Raw genomic sequence first — 21897 nt, forward strand, 5'->3', positions numbered from 1 at the left:
CCGCCTGGAGCGGTCGCTCAGCGCCTCCAGGCCATGTTCCTTGTAGCGATCGAAAATCTTGTAGCCGGTCTTACGGGAGATGCCGAACTCCCGGCAGACATCCGTCATGGCTTCCCCGTCCAACAGGCGGGCGACAAAGCGAAGGCGCTCCTCCATTACCGAACTCGCTTTCCACGGCATCCACACCTCCCGCAGAACAAAAGCGGAAAGTGTAACCCATGTGCCCGGTACGTTCTGTCACCTATGTCTCGGGCCGCTCAAAAATGATCTCGTACTTCGATCTGGAGAGAGGCCAGAAACGCGGCCGTTTTCCTGCCTTTTTGCCGACGGAGAGGTCGGCTCACGCATCCAAGCTCGTGCCGGATAGGTCTGGAGAACCGAATTTTCTCCGAATCTTAGAACCCGCAAAATCGGTCCAGTACGGGATTTCAGGGAAAACCAACGGCTTATTTGAGTCGCCGTTTGAATCTCTCTCGCCCACCCAACCACTCTAGAAAAGAGCCAACTCGGGCCTCAAGAAGGCTTCGGAACTATGCCTTAAGCGTGCCTCGGCTCAATCCAAGCAACTGTTCGTACTTCGGTGCATGTCGGCGATCGGGAAGCCGGACAATTCCAGGAAGATTCAAGGTCGTCCGCTTCGACTGTTCGGCAAGTGACCGAATTACGAACAGTTTGCAATAGCCAGCGGCTGTCCCCTGTGAACCTAGGGTCGCCCAACGGGTCCCCTTTCCTCTACTGGGGCCCCTTGGAAAAACCGGGCCAGCCCCGTCTTCAAAAAACCGACTTAAAGGGCGCAGCCGCCGCCCAGCTCCCAACTGCGGTTTGCCCGAGGCTCAAAGCAATTCGACCTTCTTTTAGGTTGCAGCGGCTCGTCCTATCGGAGGAATGACGCCGACTGGTAATTTTCAATTCTTAGCGCCTCACGATGCCCGCTTGGCGGCTTACGGAGCTGCCGCCGAGCGTTACCTGCACGATGACCCCAACACGGCTATCTTCAAGCTCCGGCAATTCGCCGAGCTGCTGTGTAAGAGCGTTGCTGCTCGACACGCCCTCTACCTTGGCGAACGAGAGACTTTCGAGGAAACGCTCAGACGGCTTAGCCTCGAACGCATAGCGCCCAGAGAAGTCGCCGACGTTTTCCATGCCATCCGCAAGATTGGCAATCGAGCCGTCCATGAGGGCGAGGGGACCATCAGGGACGCACTGTCAGCCCTGAAGTTCGGCTGGCAACTTGGGATTTGGTTTCATCGCGTTTAGCCTTCTGTAGTTTCCTTCCGAGTTCGTGGGCGCTGGTCGGTTAAATGCGTTTCCCTCCGCAGAGACATCATCAAATGAAGCGACGCTTGACAATCTTCTTCCTGGTGAAACTTATCCGTCCAAGTTGGCCCACGGGAAAACGTTTTCTGTTCTCCAAAGGGACAAACGGCTTATTGCCATAAAGCAAAGGGGGCAGGTTCGATTTGTCAGACCAGGAGAGCTGGAGCCGGATCCAGAAAAGCGAGAGCGATTAGAGGGAATACAAAGGGTTCTGGCAGATGTTTATCGGAGCGGTCGACAAATCAGCAGGATCTTCGTGAACGAATTGGGCCACGTCGGATATCTTTATCGAGGTCAAGCCTATTTCGTTGGCTTCGCTCCCGAAGGCGATGCGGGCTTCGTCTTCGACGAAACTTAGCAGACCCGATTCGTCGGCCCCTTCTCAATCAGTCTCTCTAGGCGCTCTGAAGGACTCAACTGCATGCCGGAAGTGAATCGGTAGCAACAGTCGGCCGCTGGCCGACTTCTTCCATAACAACTGATTTGCGACATTCATTCGCTTCTGATCGAACGCTGTCACCAGTCCTGAAGGGCTTAGGCCGCTGAGGCTTGCTGAGCCGAAAGCAGCCGCTTCAGCCGGGATGCCGGGATGGCCGGGCTGAACAGATAGCCCTGCATTTGGCTACAGCCGAGCCGTCGCAGGATCTCGCGCTGCGCCTCGGTCTCAACGCCTTCGGCGGTGGTTGCCATGTGGCGAGCCGCGGCCATATGCACAACGGCCTGGACGATCGGCGAGGAATCTTCGGGCTCACCGATATCGCTGATGAAGCTACGGTCGATCTTGATCTTGTCGAAGGGAAAGCGGTGCAGATAGCTCAATGACGAATAGCCGGTACCGAAATCATCGAGCGCGATGCGCACGCCGAGTTCGCGCAGTTGCTGTAGGATCGTGAGCGCCTCTTCGTCATCGCGGATCAAGACCGTTTCGGTAACTTCAAGCTCAAGCCGTCCCGGCGCCAGGCCGGATTCGTTCAGTGCAGCGGCGACATTGAGCGCCAGTGTCTTCGAGCGGAACTGCACCGGCGAAACGTTGACTGCGACCCGGATCTGGCCCGGCCAGTTCGCAGCCTCAGTGCAGGCCTGTTTCAGCACCCATTCGCCGATCTCGCCGATCAGGCCGGTCTCCTCGGCGAGCGGGATGAACTCTGCAGGCGAAACCATGCCCCGTTCGGGGTGATGCCATCTGAGTAGCGCCTCGCAGCCTGTCACGACGTTGGCCGCGAGATCGACTAGTGGCTGGTAGTGCACCTCGAATTCGCTATTGGCGAGTGCCTGCCGCAGATCGAAACCGAGCTGACGTCGCTGCCTGACCTTGGCGTCGTATTCCGCTGCAAAAAAGCGGAATGTGCGGCGGCCATCGGATTTCGCGGCATACATCGCCAGATCCGCACATTTAAGCAATTCTTCGAGATTGTCGCCATGTTCCGGCGCGATTGCTATGCCGATGCTGGCGTCAATCGAAATCTCCTGACCCTTGCAGTACACGGACGCGCGCAGCGTTTTCAAAATCTGATCCGCCAACACCATTAACTCGGCTCGGTCGCCAGTGTCCGCCTTGATGACCGCGAATTCGTCGCCTCCAAGCCGCGCGACAAGATCGTGTGGGCCAACGCAGCTGCGGAGGCGGTTTGCGACTTGGCGCAGCAGCTCGTCGCCGATCTCGTGCCCGAGCGAGTCATTAACGCCTTTGAATTCGTCGACGTCGATATAAAGGATCGCGAACGGCTTGCCCTCGGCGAGCTCCGCCACCCGGCGTTCCAGGTGCCCGCGCATCAGCACGCGGTTGGGGAGATCGGTCAGTGCGTCGTAATGCGCCATATGCGCGATTCGTTCGTCGGCGCGGACGCGCTCGGTGACGTCTTCATGGGTGGCAAGCCATCCGCCCGAGGCGCTCGGTTGGTTCCTGATCTCGATCAGCCGGCCGTCACGGGTCTCCACGACGGAGCTCTGCAAGCGGCCGACGGTACCTAAGATGCCGTCGCAATAGGAATCGACGTCACCGGAGAATGAGCCGGTGTCGTGCCGATGCTTGATCACGTCGCGGAAATAGGCGCCCGGCTTCACCACGTCGGCCGACAGCCCGTACATCTCAATATAACGGCGGTTGCAGACGATGAGCCGCTCGTCCTGGTCGAACATCAGGAGACCCTGCGTCATCGTGTTCATCGCGGTATCCAATCGCTGCTTCTCGATTGAAAGCCGCCTCGTCATCTGGCGGAAGATCAAATAGAGCGTTAGGACCAATAGGCAGATCGATACCACCGCCACGGTAACGAAGAATTTTGTCTGCGTGCGCCAGGTCACGAGCGTCGCATCTAATGTCCTGGTCGCAACCACGACCAGCGGCTCGTCAGTGAGCATCTGCGAGGCGACCAGTCGATCCTTGCCGTCGACCGGGCTTGCGAGCTGGGTGGTGACGAAAGTACGGTCGAAGACAGCCATCTGCTCAGCCGAACCTCTATGGAAGTTTTGGCCGATCATCGCTTCGACATGTGGAACGCGTGCGAGCAACTGCCCATTCTGATGGTGCATCGCGATGGAAGACTCTCCGCTAAGACCTATCGAGGCGAAGAACTCTTCCAGCAGGTCCGGTGTGATCGCACGGGACACGACGCCCAGGAATTCTCCGCGCGGGCCAGAGATGCGTCTGGCGAATACAATTGCCTGCCCGCTGCCGAAACGACCGGGAACGACCTCGACCTCTTCCTGCGAGGCCGGATCATTTTTCAGGCGGTTGAAATAGCCTCGATCGGAGATCTTGATATCGGCGACCGGCCAGCGCTTCGACGAGTTGATCAACACGCCATTGGAATCGAACACATTGGCCCCGGCGATATCGGACCAACCGCTGGCCTTGGCTCGCAGCACCTCATGCATGGCGAGCGTCGCCATTTCGCTCCGGAACGTGTCCGGGGAATCGATGTCATGGCTTTCGAGCTCCACGATGATGCTCTTCTGCAGTACCGAGAAATCTGCAAACTCACGGTCAAAATGCCGCGCAAGGAGTCGCACGGTGCTCTCGAGGCTGGCGCGTCCGCTTTCGATCGCGCTCCGACGAAAGCGATCGACAGTCAGCGCCGTGCCGATCGCGGTCGCGGCCATTAGCACGAACCCGCCAACGATCAGCCAAGTCAGCGGCGCCCCGCTCCAGCGACGAACCAGCGCGCGCGTGCGCGCCTTGAAACGGATTGATGTGCTCATGCAGCCCCCTGTGGGATGCAAAATGCACAAGACTCCACAAGAGCTCGTTACCATCGAAGGTAACGAAATCGTAAACGATTACGTGACTTCGGTGCTGCTCGAGTCGGCGTTCGAGAACGAGGATCGACATGCTGATGTTCATCGCCCAGCCGGCCGACGAAATTGTGTTGGGCGCCAAGGCCATGCTGGCGGACGGCCTGTTCACGCGATTTCCAAAGCCAAACTTCGGCTTTGCTTTGCATGATGGCCCACTCTCATTCAGGGATTTTTTTCCCGGCCGCTGCACGAGCACGGGCAGCCAACAATTTATCAAATACTAGGTCTACCAGTTGCTTGGCGGCCCGTGCAACTCAAGCCTCCTTTCGACCGGAAAACGCTCTGGCCGATTTCGCTATTTATTTCCACTCCACCGATCCAGACCGCGTACTCATGAATCCTCGTCGATCCCGGCTTCGCTCTGGTACCCGCCACCTTTGTGCAATCGAAGCAAATGACGCGATGAGCCTCTTGGCGAAGTCATTGGCTTCCGAACTGTGTCTCCATTATGAGGCTACAATTGCTCGACCTGTTCGCGCAACTGGGAGAGGTCCCGTATAAGCGCGGCCAGCTTCTGCTCGAAATCATCCTTGACCGGTCCGGCCGGCAGTCGGTCGCGAATTTTGTCGGCGCCTATCAGGGCTGTCTGGAGATGCCCAACGGCGGTCCACAGCCTCGCTTTCGTGAGTCTGTCCAGTGCCTCCGCAAGAACGCGCTCACCTTCTTGGACCTCGAACGGTAATAGCGGCCGACCAGCTGGCTTGAAATGAACGACCGTCCCCATGGCTATCTCCAGATCTATTTTTGGATTGCTGGCGTGATTGTTGAATATGCGGCACTGGAAATGACTCGAAATGCGCGCTTAAGCGGCCTGGATGGCAGAGAGAAATCTCTGGACTTCGTGTTCCAAGCGACTGCGTTCTCTCGTGAGAGACTGCGCGGACGATAGCACCTGCGAGGATGCTGATCCTGCCTCGACTGCGCCCTGTTTTACTTCAGTTATGTTCGAAGCGACTTGTGCCGTTCCCCGGGCGGCATGCTGCAAGCTACGCGAAATGTCTCCGGTCGTATTGGCCTGCTCTTCCACGGCAGCGGCAATTGCGGCCGTAATCGCCGAAATGCGATCTATTGTTGTGCTGATATGTTTGATCGCGTCGGCTGATTCCTGCGTTGCGATTTGTATTTCGCTGATCTGCTCGCTTATCTCGCTGGTCGCCCGCGCGGTCTGGCCGGCGAGGGCTTTAACTTCGGAAGCAACGACCGCAAAGCCCCTGCCGGATTCTCCAGCCCGCGCCGCTTCTATCGTCGCGTTCAGAGCCAATAGGTTGGTTTGCCCTGCGATGGTCGTAATAAGGCTGACAACATCGCCTATGCGCGTTGCTGCCGTGGACAATTTTTGGATCCGATGATTGGTTTCTGCAGCCTGACCAACCGCTTCGCTCGCGATTTTGGTCGATGCCTCGACCTGTCGGCCGATCTCGCTAACGGACGATGTCATCTCCTCAGTAGCTGACGCGACAGTCTGAACATTGAGAGATGCTTCTTCGGACGCCGCCGCCACTGTTGCCGAAATATGCAGGGCTGTATCAGCGGTCTTAGATAGAGTCTCTGCAGCCGCTTCCAGTTCGCCGGAGGAGGTGGAGAGCGCGGCCACGAGTTCGCCGATCATTGATCGGAAGCCGCCGGTAATCGTGTCGATCCGCTGACCGCGTAAGATCTTGGCCTCGGCCTCTGCTGCGGCAAGCTTGTCCGCGGCTTGCTTTGCGATGAGGGACTCTTTGAAGACCTGCAGGGCAGCAGCCATTTGGCCGATCTCGGTATGCTTGGCCCGGCTATGGACCACCACGGTAACATCGCCGTTGGCCAAAGCCCGCATTGGCGCAATGATGGATCTAATCCCCATTGAGATGTCGCGCAACAGCAATAGGCCGACGATAGAACTGAGTACCAAGGTGAGGACAAGAGTCCCAACAATGAGAGCAAATGCGAAGGCATAGGTCTGCTCAGCACTCTGACCAGCGGCCGCTGCACGCTTGTTGTTGATGTCCATTGCCTTCAGCAGGGCCTGTCCACTGTCCTGACGCAGCGGCTGCATTTGATGAACGATCAGATCGCTGGCAGTGGCAATATCATTCCTGCGGGACGCAGCGAGCACGTCTGGAACTTGCGCGACATACGCGCTCCAGAGTTGTTGGAAGTCCGTGTAAAGCTTGCGCTCTTCCGGAGAGGAGAGCAGCAGCTCGTAGGCGGCGCCCTCCTTTTCGATGTCGCGCGTCAGATCGGCAAGAAGCTTCTCGGCTGAGGCTTTCTTCGCGGAGTCGGATTCCAGAATGTGATCGCGCACGACGCTGCCGTATCGGATGGTGTAGGCTCTGAGGTTACCGAGCAGGCGGACCGCGGGCAGCCAACGGGATTGGAACTCAGCGACGCCCCCCTGGATGAGCCGCATGTTGCTGATGGCGAGCAGGCCAGTGCCGCCGAACACGAGAAGGAGCAAAGAAATAAAGACGACGAGTTTGCTCCTGATCGAATAGCGCGAAAGCATGGCAAGCGACTCCTGCGAAATGAGCGACAGCACAAATGGAAAATATTGGAAGATGATGTTTCCTAAACGCCGTCATGCTGCAGGCCATCCAGTAAATTTTTTACCAAGATTTAGTTGAAATTTGCGTTGCAGCAATCATTGATTGCACATCTTTTGCGCAAGGCGGGCTAGGATTTAGGCTGTTGGAAATCCCTAAGCCTTCGTAGCAGCGGACATCGCGCATCGATCGAATTGCGAGGAATCATGGACGTTATTTCCACCGTGACCGATGACTGCGGCCAGGCCCTCCGTTTGGTCGGCCCCTGTGATTCAAACTCGCGCACTGGGGGCTCGCGGGCCAAATCCCGCCGAAAAGCAATCGCAGCGATTCGATCTGCTTCAGCCCGTATCTCTACCGCGCTCGCAACCGGATCGAGCGGTTCTTCAACAGGATTAAACAATGTCGCCGGGTTGCGACGCGCTACGAGAGGCTTGCCACCAACTATCTTGCCTTCGTTCAACTTGCATCAATCGGGCTATGGCTCCCCTTAATCAGTCCGCGGCCTAGAGCGCTCGGCCCGCCGTACGGGAAGAGCAGCGCCCGGCTGCTGTCCCGGGCGCAAATGCGATTTAGCCCTGGCTGCCAGCGAGGGTCAGATTAGGCCAATTTGAGGAGGCTTACGTGCTAACCGATTGAGGATGAGTTCGATTTTCGATCTACTCTGCCATTTCGCCATTCATCTAACCCTCGCTGGCAGCAATGGTTATATCGATTGAAAACCGCGCAGGACATGAGGATGTGCCTGACCGGAGGCCTCGCGCGATTCGCGGTTAGGATTCGCCGCTTGCAGTGCTGGCTGTCGCGGGAAGCGCGAGCACATGATCCAAAAATCGGCCTACGAAGACCTTCCCGAAAAAGTCCGCGCAGCATTTTCGGATTGCAAGCTGCTTTCGCTCGTGAAGATGCAGCGCTCTTGAACATGGAGCGCAAAACACTGCGCCGCACGGTTGCCAGAGGTGACATATCGGGCCGCCAGAAAGGGCAGGGCTCAAAGAAGCCGCGGTTGCCTTGACGATTGCCGATGGGGAGCGGAATTTGTCTTCGAGGTTGCTCCACGACATCGATCACGATCTCGCCTAAACTGACGTCTGCTAATGGCTCGTTAGGCGACTATCATTCGAGGAGCGTGGGATATCGGCTTCTGTGAACCCGAAGCCGACCTTAGGCGGCCGCGCCGCGTCCAGAGCGGTTCTGCCTGCATCATCTGTACGGGTGGCTTAGGTTGAATATGCTAGGCTCCATTCGATGGTCCAGTAGTCGACGCGATGAAGTGGGATCGCTTGGCGCAGCAGCGCTGCGCAGATCGCGCGCTTCTTTCAAAGCATTCCAATCAAAATAAAGAGCCCAGCCTCGGCCAGGAAAGTGGCGCTCATGATCGCGACCGTAAGGAACACTTCGCTCGGCGATAGAGGGTTCATGAATGTCTCGCATCTTGTCCCGGCCGAAATCCATGAGCCGGTCATGTAGCTTGTGTCTGAAGATCGCCGGGACCGAGACAATGTCAACAAAGCCATCGCCAATACTTTCGGGAGCCGCCGCTACGACGGCGCGATCCGGATGCCCGGCTCGTCGACCCAGGCTTCCCGCGCAAACCACCCGTGATCGGTGCGGCAGATCGGACAACGGGTGCGAGAGAAAAACACCGCGCGGCGTCCAAAGCTCTCGCGATCAGTCTGGATACCGGTGGGAATCGCGTGTCCGGTTTGCGGACATTTGACCATAACCATTCCCATGTTTCCCTCCCTTGCGATTTGTCTTTGTTGTATTTTGCAAGAAAGCACCGGCCGGTTGGAATACGCTTCTTGTTGGTGCGGGGTTGGGGGGCATCGCGCACCTTGTTGATCGAGCATGGGGCAGTGGGGCGTGCTCGCTCAGCTCGGCTTGCTCCAACCGGCCGGGTCCCTCCTCAAACGAATCTGGATGAGAAATTGAGCGCTCTTTTTTTAGCCCCCGCCTTGGTGGAGAACCCTGGTGAAGTGCTTCCTGATCGGCTCACTCGTTTCCGTCGCGAGCTTCTGGGCAAGCGCCCACAATTCCTTGTTCTGGTCGGAGGCGGTGTCGAACGCCTTGCGCGCTTGCGCCGCCGATAGGGTATAGACGTCGGTCGCTGACTTGCTGCCGAACAGATGGACGAAGAAATCGAGCGCAGAAGCGACATTGGCGTTTGAGATTTCGAACATCTTGAGCCCGTAGTCGGTCGTGCATCTCGCATTGCTCGAATAGGTCTCGCGCAGCGCCTCAGTCATCTCTTCCGATGCGGCCTTGATCTTCTCGCAACCTTCCCGTGCGCGGGCGAGGCCTCGCTCGGTAAGCTCGCGCCCCAAGCCAGGCAAGGCGACCTTCGAGAAATCCAACCATGGCGTCCCGAAAACATTCGTTCCGTTCGGCGTCAGTTTCATTTCGCTTTCACTCACGCAACATTCCCTTTCTCAAGCGAAAGCATTCCTCGCGACGCTCGCTTGCGTCACGAGAGCTCACGCTCTGTGTTCGATCAGATTTTGGATGAGCCGTGATGTAGCCCCGACCCAACACGACTTTGTTAAAGAGAAACGGGAATGTCGGTCCGGTTTGCGACTCTCGCCCAAACTTTTTTTGAGATTGTCAACACAACGAAGGTATATGTGAGGAGTGCTGTGCATAACAGGGATATCCCAAGGGTTTGGGAAATTCCTTCCTCAGCGTAAGCATTGCAAAGGAGGCCGGCGCGAGCTGCGTTGGGATGCGCTACGTCCGAGCAAGAATGGACATCATCACGCAACATGCCGTTGAGGGCAGTCCGGACTTCGCATCAGCGATCCTTTGACCGCTGCAACGGAGAGCGTTCGGACCCCGCTCAAGCAGGATACTGGATCTGTTCTACTCTCAGTAGATCTACTGAGAACCTAACTGAGAACGGCCTTCATCGCGCCGCGCGGCTCGACTCCGGGTCAGCTGATGCTCGACGGCGACTTCGTCGCGACCTCATCGGCGTGCTGGAGGGCGAGACATGGCGATCTACCTGCATTTGCAAACCCACGGTATGGCACCGAAGGAGATTGCCTTTATTACAAAGGCTTACGAGCAAACGTTACGCACCCTGTGTGTTCAAGATCGCGATGATCCGCTCACGGAGTTGGTGGCGAAGACAATCATCAAGATCGTTCAAACCGGGATCAAAGACCCTGCACAGATTTCAGCGCAGGCAATCAGCGAACTCGAAATGCGCTAGCGATCTCCAAGACCGCTGGGAACTGAAACATTCCCGCGATCGCTGGGTTGGCTAGTGGGCTTCGGGGCTTCGCAACGTGCGAGGCGTGCCATGACCCCCCTCCCGGTGAGCGATGTGTTTCTCACGGTCGCAATCATGGCCGTGGCCTTCGTGATTGAGATCGGCCTTTTCATCCTGATCGGGATGTTCTGAATGGATCGGAGCGTCCTAGGTGCCTTAATTTCAGCTCAGATTTTTCAAGATTCCCCGCAACCATCGCCCCCGTTCGGCGTCATGCTCTATGGAGGAGCGCAGGCGACATCAGAGGTCCGCGGAATGATGGGCATGACGACCAGCTGAATCGGTCTCGAATGGGCGACATCATCCCTCCGGCACCCCGGCCAGGCGCATGCCCTCGCAGACGCGCTCTCGTTCGGCGAGATATGTCGGATTGTTGCTTGCTTCGCTTACAAGCAAGCGGCTGATGGTAAAGCCTGGATCGAGCTTAAGACCAACCTTTGCGGCGCTTCGCGCCTCATCTCTTTCGCCAAGCAGGCCCAAGGCCGCAGCGAGCCAGAAATGGGCCGCAGGAAAGTTGCGATTGGCCTCAATGCTTCGCCGTAGCCAAGCGACGGCTTCTGTGTCTGCGCCGATCAGTATCTTGGCCATGCCAGCAATATGCATCCAGCGGTGGGCAAAGATATCGCGAGGGGAGAGACGGAGAGCCTCGACGATATGGCCTTCTGTCTCAGCACCGCGACCCATAAAGAACTTTGCGATACCAATGGCGCTGTGAGCACCGACCAAATTGCGATCAATCTCCAAGGCCCGCTCACATTCAGCGATCCCTTGCGCGGGCCGGTTTGTAAAAATGTAAGCCCCTCCCAGGATCCTGTGGGCTACTGCGTGGTCCGGGGCCAATGACAGCGCCTTGATCGCATTTGCTTCGGCTGCCGAAAGGTACGCGACTCGGTTATCAGCCAGCAGGGAAGCTCCGATCGTTAGATCAACGAGCGCCAAGCCGACCAATGCTCCGACGCTTCCGTGATCGATTGCCAAGGCGCGTTCGAAAAAGCTGCGCGCCTCGCTCATGTGCTCCACGCCCCTGTATGACCAGGCATAACCTTGAAAGTTCAAGTCCATCGCGTCGGGATTCACAGAACGTTCTGCCCGGCGCGCCTCCGCTGCAATCATTTGGGCATTCAGCGCGTTCGCCAGTCGCGCCACGATTTCGTCCTGCATGTCAAAGAGATCGGCGATCGGCTTGTCGAACCGCTCGGCCCAAAGGTGATTTTCCGTTTCCGAATCGATCAGCTGTACATTGAGCCGGAGTCGCTTGCCACTCCGCTGCACAGAGCCTTCGAGCACGTAGCGGACGTTTAGCTCACGCCCAACCTTCTTAAGGTCAACCGATTTTCCCTTGTAGGTAAATGCCGTATGGCGGCCGATCACGAACGAGCCGCTGATCCGCGACAAGTCAGTGGTCAAACTGTCGGTCACACCATCGGCGAAATGGTCTTGCTCGGGATCACCGCTGAGATTGGCGAAAGGCAGCACGACGATAGAAAGACGAGGGGGAGACGGCAGGTCGAGCTTCGCTCGCGACGGCCCTGGCGCCGAGCTGAGCCCATCCTGGACCACCGCATAGGCCCGAACCGAAAGCGCGATATTCTTGAGGTTCTGGACGCCCAGATCGGCGAATTCGACCCCTACCTTCCCGCGGACATGATCGTAGGCGGAGGACGAGATGCAGATGCCGCCTGGTTCTGCAATGCTCTCGAGCCGTGCCGCAATATTGACCCCATCGCCAAAAACGTCATGCGGCTCGACAATCACGTCGCCGACGTTGATGCCGACACGGAAGGCAATTCGTCCGTCTGCCGCATCGGCAACGGTAAGTTCTCTGATGCGCGTCTGGAACTGCACAGCAGCCCGAACCGCTTCCACCGCGCTCGGAAACTCTGCCAAGAACCCGTCGCCGGTATTCTTGACGATGCGCCCCCCGTGTTCAGAGATCGCGTGTGTAATACCATCCGTGAGGAGCGTAGTCAGTTTGGCGTGCGTGGCCTCCTCGTTAAGATGCATAAGCCGCGAATAGCCCACTACGTCAGCGGCCAAAATCGCCGCCAACCGACGCTCAACTCGGACTGGCCGCTCTTGCACCATTAGCAATCCACCTGGATACTAATTGCACTTGGTAGTCAATTGTACGACGGGACTTCGGAATTGCCCATACGGATGATGTCGTATATTGACCCGAAGGCGACTTCAGCGGTCTACGCCACGTGCCACGATACGATACATCGACCTCCCTTGAACCTTCAATCTGCCCTGTAGACCTACTTGTAAGGCGCAGCGGCCGGACTGACAGTCCTACTCACGCCTGACTCCGCTGGCAGTTGCGCCGATAACCGGAGGACATCAACCATGTTGCGACCATTGGTTCTCTCGTCGATGGTGTCGGCTATGGCAATTCCTGCATTGGCGCAGGACATCAAGCCCGAGCTGGAGAAAATAGGCGCGGCCTATACCGACTGCGTCGCCAAGCACGATGGCGCGTGTGTTGCGTCGCTCTATTCAAAGGACGGCATCCAAGTCAACGTGGTTGGAGAGGTGAAAACCGATCTGAAGGCGACCTATGAAGACTACTTCAAGGGCGGTGAGGACAAGATCGCCGTCAAGGTCAACTATGCCCAACCGCTAGGCAACGACATGGCATTGGCGGCGGGCGATGTCGATGTCACCTTCAATGTCGAGCCGAAACTCCGTCAGCTGTTTTGGTCCGCCGTCTACGTTAAGGAAGGCGGCCAGTGGAAAATCCGCATGCTGACGGCGGCCATCAAGCCGCCACCGCCGCCCACGGAAGCCAACGCCGACAAGAAGTAAACCAAGCAGCGGCGGGCGTCACCAAGCAGCGGCGCGCGGACAATTCGCGCCGCAGTCGAATAGTGACGGAATCTCTCCTTGCAGATTCCGCTGCCTTGGGCTGACATGTCCGGCATGGACTTCCATGCCCGCGGAAAGATATCCGCAACTTTCAAAGTCCGTAAGCTCTCGATGACAGGTCAGCGCTACTTCCTAACCCGGCAACAGCATAGGGGCTGTCCAAGTTTGTCCAACGTGAAGGCGGCGTCTCCCGGAGCGAGGGTCTGCTTCTGGCGCCACTAGCTGCCGATGCTGCCTTTTGGCCCGGAGCTTCCCTTTGCTTGTGCCCCGACTACGTCTGCTTTCGAAGGTAGGGCGGACAGTGCTTGCCGGATCACCTCGGCCAACGGCCGGCTTATGCCATCACGTCTGATATCCGAATGACGGCAGCTCCTGAAGAAAGCGGACGCCCCGTTGCGACAAGCTAACGTCCGCTTTACCCAACTGGGACATAGGCATAGATGCGACCGCACCGAGGCCGGCTCGCTTCTTCTTACAGGCAGAAATGCTGTCCAAAAATGGGAGTGGGCCACGCTGTGTTTTTAGCAGTAAGCTGCCCTACGCGCGGGATATGGCCTGCGTGCCTCTTCTAAAATCTAGAGGCGTACATTGCCCAGTCTTTCGGTTCGGCGCGCATGGACAGCGACTTCCAGGTGTTATGGAAGGACGACGACCGCATCTTTTGCCGGGCATCGCGCCAGGGCTCCGATGGTGGCCGCAAAACTGTGCTGGCCGTGCTTCCTGCCGAGCACGCCCCATCAACGAGCCGGGATCGCTTGGCTCACGAATATGCACTAAAGGACGAACTCGACAGCGCGTGGGCCTTGCGGCCGCTCGAACTGGTCAGCGAGGGCGGCCGACCCGTGCTGCTGCTCGAGGATCCCGGCGGCGAGCCGGTGGAGCGCCAGCTCCAAGCGCCCATGGAAGTGGGAACATTCTTGCATCTCGCCGTCCACATCACGGCGGCTCTAGGCAAGGTCCATCAGCGTGGGCTCGTGCACAAAGACATTAAGCCGCACAACATCATCGTGAATCGCGCGACCGGCGAAGTCAAACTCACGGGTTTCGGCATTGCCTCGCAACTCCGGCGCGAGCGCCAATCACCCGAACCGCCTGAAACCATCGCCGGCACCCTCGCCTATATGGCACCCGAGCAGACCGGACGAATGAACCGCTCGATCGACGCGCGCAGTGATCTATACGCGCTGGGCGTCACCTTCTATCAGATGCTCGCCGGCGCGCCCCCGTTTACCGCAGCCGATCCGATGGAATGGGTGCACTGCCATATTGCGAGGAGGCCTGTGCCGCCCGCCGAGCGTCGGAAGCAAGTGCCCAATTTCCTTTCGGCCATCATCATGAAGCTGCTCCACAAGACCGCCGAGGAGCGCTATCAGACCGCGGCCGGTCTGGAGAGCGATCTCCGGCGCTGCCTCGCGGCCTGGGAGGCTCGGCAGGGGATTGACGACTTCCCCCTGGGCGAGCGCGACATCCCGGACCGGCTGCTCATCCCCGAGACGCTCTATGGGCGCGCGCGAGACATCGAAGTCTTGCTCGCGGCCTTCGACCGCGTGGTTCAGAGCGGCACGCCTGAGCTGGTGTTGGTCTCGGGATACGCCGGCATCGGCAAGTCAGCTGTCGTCAACGAGCTGCACAAGGTGCTGGTGCCCTCGCGCGGCCTGTTCGCCGACGGCAAATTCGACCAATACAAGCGCGACATTCCCTATGCCACACTGGCGCAGGCGTTCCGCAGCCTGCTCCGGGGGCTTCTGGCGAAGAGCGAGGTCGAGCTGGCGCCCTGGCGCGATGCCCTGCACAAGGCGTTAGGCCCGAACGGCGGGTTATTGGTGGACCTCGTCCCCGAGCTGAGGCTTATCATCGGCGAGCCGCCGCGGGTGCCCGACCTGGCTCTGCAGGATGCGCAAAGGCGCTTCCACCAAGTGGTGCGGCAGTTCATCGGCGTGTTCGCGCGACCGGAGCATCCGCTGGCGCTATTCCTCGACGACCTGCAATGGCTCGACTCAGCGACGCTGGACCTGCTCGAGGATCTGCTGACTCAGGCGGATGTGAGCCATCTGCTGATGATCGGCGCTTACCGCGATAACGAGGTCGACGCCGCGCATCCTCTGCGGCGCAAGATCGCGGCCATCAAGAACCGCAGCGGCATGGTTGAGGAGATCGCGCTGGCGCCGCTTGCCACCGAGCATGTCGGGCAGCTGATCGCCGACTCGTTGCGTTGCGAGCCGAGGTATGCCGCGTCCCTGGTGCAGTTAGTGCAGGAGAAAGCAGGCGGCAATCCGTTCTTCGCCATCCAGTTTCTTTACGAGCTCGTCGAGGAGCGTTTGCTTGCGTTCGATCATACGTCGTCGTGCTGGACGTGGGATCTCGATCTCATTCGCGCCAAGGGCTATACCGACAATGTGGTGGACCTCATGGTCGGCAAACTCGCGCGCCTTCCGGCCAACACGCGGGAAGCGTTGCAGCAGCTCGCCTGTCTCGGTAACACCGCCACGATCACGCTGTTGGCCCTTGTTCTGGGAAGATCGGCGGCTGAAGTCGACGCAGCGCTGTGGGAAGCCGCGCACGAGGAGCTGGTCGAGCGACGGCAAGGCTACTACAGATTCACCCACGACCGGGTGCAGGAAGCCGCCTATTCAAGCAAACCGGAAGCCGAGCGTGCGGAAGCCCATCTCGCCATCGGCCGGCTGCTCGCGGCGAATACTCCCACAGAACAGCATGGGGACGTGATCTTCGACATTGTCAATCAGCTCAACCGCGGCGTTGCGTTGATCACCTCACGAGACGAACAAGCGAAGCTGACCGAGCTGAACCTGCTCGCAGCCAAGCGCGCCAAAGCGTCCACCGCCTATGACTCGGCACTGACTTATCTGAATGCCGGCGCGACCCTGTTGCCGGAGGATCGCTGGGAGAGCAGGCATGAACTTGCCTTCTCGCTGGAGATCAACCGGGCAGAATGCGAGTTTCTGACCGGCGCGCTGGCGGAAGCGGAGCGACGCCTGATGGCTCTCTCAGCCCGTGCGGCCGGCCCGGTCGAGTTAGCCACGGTCTCAAGCCTGCGCATCGACCTATACACGAGGCTCGATCGGAGTAGCGATGCAATTGCTGTTGCTCTCGATTACCTCCGCCACCTGACCATCGACTGGCCACCCCATCCCACCGAGGAGGAGGCGCGAGGTGAATACGACCGCGTCCGGTCCCAACTTGGCGGGCGCCGTATCGAAGCACTGATCGATTTGCCCTTAATGAGTGATCCGGTGTCTCTCGCGACTCTGGGCGTGCTGACCAGGCTGCTGCCGCCTGCACTATTCACGGATTTGAACCTCTTTTCCTTGACCGTTTGCCGAGCGGTTAATCTCAGCCTTGAGCACGGAAACTGCGATGCCTCGTGCGTTGCCTATATGAGGCTTGGGATGATTGCCGGTCCTCGCTTCGGCGACTACGAGACGGGATTTCGATTTGGTCTGCTCGGATATGAATTGGTCGAACGGCGCGGATTGACGCGATTTCATGCGCAGACCTACATGCTCTTCGGAGCGCACCTCGCACCATGGACGCGACATGTCCGGAGTGCGCGTGATTCGCTGCTTCGGGCTTTCGACGTCGCAAACAAAACCGGCGACCTCACGTTCGCCGCGTACGCCCGCGTCAATCTGAATTCGAATCTGCTCGCGGCTGGTGACCCGCTCGCGGAGGTGCAACGCGAAGTCGAGAGTGGCCTCGCATTTGCGAAAACGGCACAGTTCGGACTGGTCGTTGACGTTGTCGTCAGCCAACTGCAGCTCATCCGGACCCTGCGGGGGCTGACCTCGAAATTCGGCTCCTTCGACGATGAGCAGTTTGAAGAGCTTCAGACGGAGCGCCGGTTCGCCGAGAATGCCAACCTCATGCGAGCGGACTGCTGGTATTGGATCCGAAAGCAGCAGGCGCGCTTTTTTGCAGGCGACTACGCGGCGGCGATTGAGGCGTCTCAAAGGGCGCAGCGGCTGCTGTGGACGTCTATATCGCAGCTCGAAACTGCCGAATACGAATTCTATGGTGCATTGTCCCTCGCGATGGCCTGCGCCTCCGCCGCGCCTGCCCAGCACCGGGAGTACCTTGAGGCACTGGCGGCGCATCGGCGACAGATCCAAATCTGGGCAAAGAATTGTCCGGAGAATTTCGAGAATCGCGCTGCGCTTGTCGAGGCGGAGGTCGCCCGCTTGCAGGGCCGCGAGCTCGATGCCGAGCGCCTCTATGAACACGCTATCCGCTCGGCCCGGGCCAATGGCTTTGTTCAAAACGACGCGCTTGCCAACGAACTCGCCGCACGCTTCTACGCGGCGCGCGGGTTTGAGAGAATCGCTCGTGCGTACTTGGCCGACGCTCGGCGCGCCTATTTGCGGTGGGGGGCTGATGGCAAGGTGCGGCAACTCGATCGGCTCTATGCCCACTTGGCAGAGGAAACAGCGGCGCCCGGCCCGACGAGCACGATCGGGACTCCACTGGAGCAGCTCGACCTCGCCACCGTCATCAAGTTGTCGCAAGCGGTCTCGGGCGCAATCGTCCGGGAGAAGCTGCTCATCACCGTCATGCGCACCGCTATCGAGCACGCGGGCGCCGAGCGCGGCCTGTTGGTTCTGTCGCACGGGGCCGAGTTGCGAATTGCCGCCGAAGCGACCACCGACGGCGACACGGTCGTCGTGCAGCTGCGCGACGAGCCCGTGACGGCAGCGCTCCTGCCGGAGGCGATCCTCCACTACATCTTGCGTACGCGGGAGAGCATCATTCTCGATGATGCCGCAGCCCAGAAACCGTTTTCAGCGGATCCCTACATCATTCAGCGCCAAGCGCGCTCTGTTCTCGGCCTGCCGGTGATCGCTCATGCGAATTTCATCGGCGTGCTGTACCTGGAAAACAATCTGGCTGCGCATGTCTTCGCGCCGGGTCGGATCGCGGTGCTAAAGCTGCTCGCCTCGCAGGCGGCAATCGCGCTGGAGAATGCTCACTTGTACCAGGATCTCGCAGAACGCGAGGCTAGGATTCGGCGCCTGGTCGAGGCCAACATCATCGGGATTATCATCTGGGAACTTGGAGGTCGGATTCTGGAGGCGAATGATGCGTTTCTCCGCATCGTAGGATACGATCGCGAGGATCTCATTTCGGGCCGCCTACGCTGGACTGACCTTACACCACCGGAGTGGCTCGACCGCCACATGCGATTGTGGATCCCGGAGCTAAAGATGATGGGGAGCGTGCAGCCGTTCGAGAAGGAATATTTCCGCAAGGACGGCAGCCGCGTGCCCGTGTTGATCGGCATGGCTGCATTCGACGAGCGACGAGATTACGGCGTCTCTTTTGTCGTCGACCTGACGGATCGCAAGCTGTCGGAAGAGGCATTGCGGCAGAGCGAGGAGCGCTTTCGCACCCTTGTACAATTCTCCTTCGACGTGTACTGGGAATCGGATGCGCAGCATCGCTTCACCCGCCAGGAATTCGGCGAAGGTCTTGCCGACGCGCCGGCGCCTGGCTCTGAAATTGGGAAGACGTGGTGGGAAGTGCCCTATTTGGAGCCTGACGCGGAGGCCTGGCGCAAGCACCGGGAGACGCTCGATGCCCACCTGCCGTTCCGTGATTTCGAGCTGGCGCGGCCTACGCCTGACGGCGGCAAACGCTACGTGTCCATCTCGGGACTGCCGGTCCTCGACAATGCAGGGCGCTTCATCGGTTACCGCGGCGTCGGACGGGACACCACCGAGCGCAAGCGGGCCGAAGAGACCGTGCGGGAGGTGCAAAGGGAATTGGCGCATGCGAACCGCCTCGCCACCATGGGTGAGCTCACGGCCTCGATCGCCCATGAAGTAAGCCAACCGATCGCTGGCGCATCGATGAATGCCGATGCCGCCCTGCATTTCTTGGACAGAAACCCGCCGGATGTTGAGAGAGCCAGGGACACGCTCGGTTATGTTGTGAACGACACTGATCGAGCCCGCGACATCATCAGGCGTATACGTGATCTCATAAAAAAAGCACCGCCACTGAAGGATCGCCTGGATATCAACGAGGCGATCCGGGACGTGATCGAGCTCGCCCGCAGCGAAGCGGTGAAGAACGACGTCGTGATGCAGACGGAGCTCGGAGACGGTTTGCCACTCGTCGAAGGTGATCGCGTCCAACTGCAGCAAGTGATCCTCAACCTGATGGTCAATGCCATCCAAGCCATGGGCACGGTCGCGAGGGGATCGCGAAGCGTGCTCGTTACGACCGCTCGGGCCGAATCTGACGGCATTATCGTCGCGGTGAAGGATTCGGGACCAGGATTGGCGCCGGACGCTCTCAAGCGCATCTTCGACCCCTTCTACACGACGAAGCCTGGCGGTCTGGGGATGGGACTGTCGATCTGCCGCTCGATCATCGAAGCGCATGCCGGGCGCTTGTGGGTGACCTCCAATGCGCCCCATGGCGCGACTTTCCACTTCACGGTGCCAGCCCATCCGGGCAGCGCGTCGTGACGATCCCGCATGGTTGCTTTTGAGACCTCGCTCCGGCGTTCACGCCAGTTCCGATGTGTCAATTTGGAGTGGGCCATGGGGCTGGAGAAGGGCGAATTTAAGATCTGACGGCTATGCCGGGCTTTCGAAGAACGAAAGCCCATGGCCAAGCACCGCATTCACAGCATCGAGTTCAAGCGTCAGCCGCCATGTTGCAACGACTGATAGCGATCACGACCAGCCGATCCGTCGCCGTCATTCTCAACGCCTGGTCGCGCCGGGTGGTCTGTTATGCGATCAGCCGGTCGATTCATACGCGGCTGACGATCGCCGCCCTCGCGGCCGCGATCGAGCGACGACGCCCGTCAGCTGGATGCGTGCATCATTCGGATCGGGTTCGCAATACGCCTCCGAGCGCTATCGCGACACACTGACGGCGCACGCGCTTGTCGGCTCGATGGGTCGGCGCGGTAACCCGTACGACAACGCCAAGGCCGAGAGCTTCATGAACACCCTTGAAGGTCGAGGCTGTGTATCCAATGGCGTAGAAACGCTCGAGGACGTTATCGAGAACCTTCCCCGCTTCATCGACGGAGTTTACAATAAGCGCCGATTGCAATCCGCTCTCGGTTATGCCCGCAACAGTTTCGAGGATCAGCACGCCCGGCAGAGGGTCAAATCAGCCGCCTGACCCTGTCCGGCCCCACGGGCCCACTCCACTGATGGGGCAAATTTGCACGCCGAATAATATCGGATGAACGCCGGCGAATGCAGCGCCCTCAACGAATTGCATTTGAACGAATTGCATTTGATGAGAACGCATACGCGAATGTCGCGCCTTCACTTCAATGTGAAGCACTGCGTTGATGGCCGTCGTGCGTGGTCGGCACGCGAGCCATGGGGGAAACCGGCCACCAAACTGGAGCGGCGTCCGCCATCTTGCGTGCTGCGGCAGTGCCATTGCCCCAAGCACGGGCTGCGCCTCCTTGTCGGTCGCGCTGGTCTTTTAGCTTCCGCAGAGCAAGGCAAGCTGTTACCATTCTCGAAGGCCTGCTCGCTAGAAGCATCAACCCAACCGATAGCTCCCAATCACGCCACTCTACGTGCAGTGATGTGCGATGGTTCCGAAGACGCGGTACGCAAAGAGCGGTGATACTAAGATCGCCTATCAGGTTGTGGGGGATGGGCCTTTCGACCTTGTGTTTGTGCCTGGCTTCATCTCGAACTTAGACGTGGCCTGGGACGAGCCACGCGTCTGGCTGCTTTCTCCCGGCTGATCATGTTTGACAAGCGCGGCACTGGCCTCTCTGACCGGACTGTCGGCGTGCCGACTCTCGAGGAACGTATGGACGACGTTCGGGCTGTCATGGATTCCGTCGGCTCGCAACAGGCTGCGCTATTCGGCATCTCTGAAGGCGGCGCGATGTCCGTTTTGTTTGCGGCCACCTATCCAGAGCGCACGCGAGCTCTGGCGCTTTATGGAACGTACGGGCACTTCCGATCGTGGGTGCTGCCACCGGATAGGATCGAAGGTGCGCTTGAGCGCATGGAGAAGGCGTGGGGGACTGGTGAGAGCCTTGCGTTGTTTGCTCCAAGCGTGGCGGCCGATGAAAATTTTCGACAGTCCTGGGCACGTTTTGAGCGGCTCGGCGCCAGTCCGTCTGCTGTTGTGGCGCTTATGCGAATGAACAGCGAAATCGATGTTCGTCCCATTCTCCCGTCCATACGAGTGCCGACGCTCATCGTTCATCGCCAAGGCGACGTTCGGGTCAACGTTGAGGCCGGGCGATTCATGGCGGAGAAGATCCCGAATGCGAAATACGTCGAACTACAGGGCAATGACCACTTGTTGTGGACCGGTGACACGGATCGCGTACTAGCAGGCTGTTGAAAAAGGCGCTCGCCGCCGACCGGCGACCGTGATTCATTGGCTCCGATGAGATTCGGAGATGGTGCGTGCGCGGCGGCGACAATCGAACGGGCGAACTGTTCAGCTACGTCGACCTGGAGGCGCGGGTGCGGCGTAATCATCCGCTGCGAGCGATCCGGACGATTGTGAACGAAGGGCTGTCGGCGCTGGAGCGAGAGTTTGCCGCGCTCTATTCGCCAATTGGGCGGCCGTCGATCCCGCCGGAGAAGCTGCTGCGGGCGATGCTGTTGC

Annotated in this window: 14 protein-coding genes and 1 pseudogene; 9 read left to right on the top strand and 6 right to left on the bottom strand. The window is 59.1% G+C overall.

Translation table 11 applies throughout. The features are described 5' to 3' along the window. Positions 1–180, bottom strand: a 180-nt coding sequence (locus tag EAV90_RS36785; RefSeq protein WP_164937266.1) for a helix-turn-helix domain-containing protein, incomplete at its 3' end; no start/stop codon positions are given. Between the two features lie 705 nt (positions 181–885). On the opposite strand from EAV90_RS36785, the gene EAV90_RS36790 reads away from it, so the two are divergent. After that, positions 886–1257, top strand: coding sequence for a DUF4145 domain-containing protein (locus tag EAV90_RS36790; protein WP_129146221.1), 372 nt, complete (start codon positions 886–888; stop codon positions 1255–1257). Between the two features lie 594 nt (positions 1258–1851). Here EAV90_RS36790 and EAV90_RS36795 read toward each other — a convergent pair. After that, on the bottom strand, positions 1852–4518 hold the full coding sequence (locus tag EAV90_RS36795) for a bifunctional diguanylate cyclase/phosphodiesterase (RefSeq protein ID WP_129146222.1): 2667 nt from the start codon (positions 4516–4518) through the stop codon (positions 1852–1854). A 128-nt stretch (positions 4519–4646) separates the two neighbouring features. On the opposite strand from EAV90_RS36795, the gene EAV90_RS40260 reads away from it, so the two are divergent. Next, a complete protein-coding gene (locus EAV90_RS40260) occupies positions 4647–4838 on the top strand; it encodes a hypothetical protein (protein ID WP_129146223.1) in 192 nt (63 codons plus the stop codon). Between the two features lie 230 nt (positions 4839–5068). Here the strand turns inward: EAV90_RS40260 and EAV90_RS36805 are convergent, their stop codons facing one another. Both EAV90_RS36805 and EAV90_RS36810 read right to left on the bottom strand, forming a co-directional pair. Next, entirely contained in the window at positions 5069–5338 is a 270-nt protein-coding gene (locus EAV90_RS36805) for a hypothetical protein (RefSeq protein ID WP_129146224.1), read from the bottom strand. Between the two features lie 78 nt (positions 5339–5416). Then, positions 5417–7099, bottom strand: coding sequence for a methyl-accepting chemotaxis protein (locus EAV90_RS36810; protein WP_129146225.1), 1683 nt, complete (start codon positions 7097–7099; stop codon positions 5417–5419). A 326-nt stretch (positions 7100–7425) separates the two neighbouring features. Between EAV90_RS36810 and EAV90_RS36815 the strand changes: the two are divergent. After that, a pseudogene (locus EAV90_RS36815) lies at positions 7426–7623 on the top strand (transposase); the annotation flags it as partial. 1459 nt (positions 7624–9082) lie between these two features. On the opposite strand, the gene EAV90_RS36825 reads toward EAV90_RS36815, so the two are convergent. After that, positions 9083–9553 (bottom strand): phasin family protein, encoded by a 471-nt coding sequence (locus tag EAV90_RS36825; RefSeq protein WP_245509710.1) that lies wholly within the window; start codon positions 9551–9553, stop codon positions 9083–9085. A gap of 572 nt (positions 9554–10125) precedes the next feature. Between EAV90_RS36825 and EAV90_RS36830 the strand changes: the two genes are divergently transcribed. After that, positions 10126–10347 (top strand): hypothetical protein, encoded by a 222-nt coding sequence (locus EAV90_RS36830; RefSeq protein WP_129146227.1) that lies wholly within the window; start codon positions 10126–10128, stop codon positions 10345–10347. A gap of 360 nt (positions 10348–10707) precedes the next feature. Here EAV90_RS36830 and EAV90_RS36835 read toward each other — a convergent pair whose 3' ends face one another. After that, positions 10708–12492: an adenylate/guanylate cyclase domain-containing protein gene (locus tag EAV90_RS36835; protein ID WP_129146228.1), complete on the bottom strand. Its 1785-nt coding sequence runs from the start codon at positions 12490–12492 to the stop codon at positions 10708–10710. 261 nt (positions 12493–12753) lie between these two features. Here EAV90_RS36835 and EAV90_RS36840 point away from each other — a divergent pair, with 261 nt between their 5' ends. The 5 genes from EAV90_RS36840 to EAV90_RS36860 all read left to right on the top strand — a co-directional run. Further along, positions 12754–13212: a nuclear transport factor 2 family protein gene (locus EAV90_RS36840; RefSeq protein WP_129146229.1), complete on the top strand. Its 459-nt coding sequence runs from the start codon at positions 12754–12756 to the stop codon at positions 13210–13212. A 674-nt stretch (positions 13213–13886) separates the two neighbouring features. Then, positions 13887–19757 carry an AAA family ATPase gene (locus EAV90_RS36845; RefSeq protein WP_129146230.1) on the top strand — a complete coding sequence of 1957 codons (5871 nt, stop codon included), beginning with the start codon at positions 13887–13889 and terminating at the stop codon, positions 19755–19757. A gap of 352 nt (positions 19758–20109) precedes the next feature. Beyond that, positions 20110–20427: an integrase core domain-containing protein gene (locus EAV90_RS39925; protein ID WP_164937267.1), complete on the top strand. Its 318-nt coding sequence runs from the start codon at positions 20110–20112 to the stop codon at positions 20425–20427. A 588-nt stretch (positions 20428–21015) separates the two neighbouring features. Beyond that, positions 21016–21627, top strand: a complete 612-nt coding sequence (locus EAV90_RS36855; RefSeq protein WP_245509711.1) for an alpha/beta fold hydrolase — start codon at positions 21016–21018, stop codon at positions 21625–21627. A gap of 65 nt (positions 21628–21692) precedes the next feature. Beyond that, on the top strand, positions 21693–21897 hold a 205-nt coding region (locus EAV90_RS36860; RefSeq protein ID WP_488226164.1), incomplete at its 3' end, for a transposase.

The organism is Bradyrhizobium vignae (assembly GCF_004114425.1).
Taxonomy (GTDB): Bacteria; Pseudomonadota; Alphaproteobacteria; order Rhizobiales; family Xanthobacteraceae; genus Bradyrhizobium; species Bradyrhizobium vignae.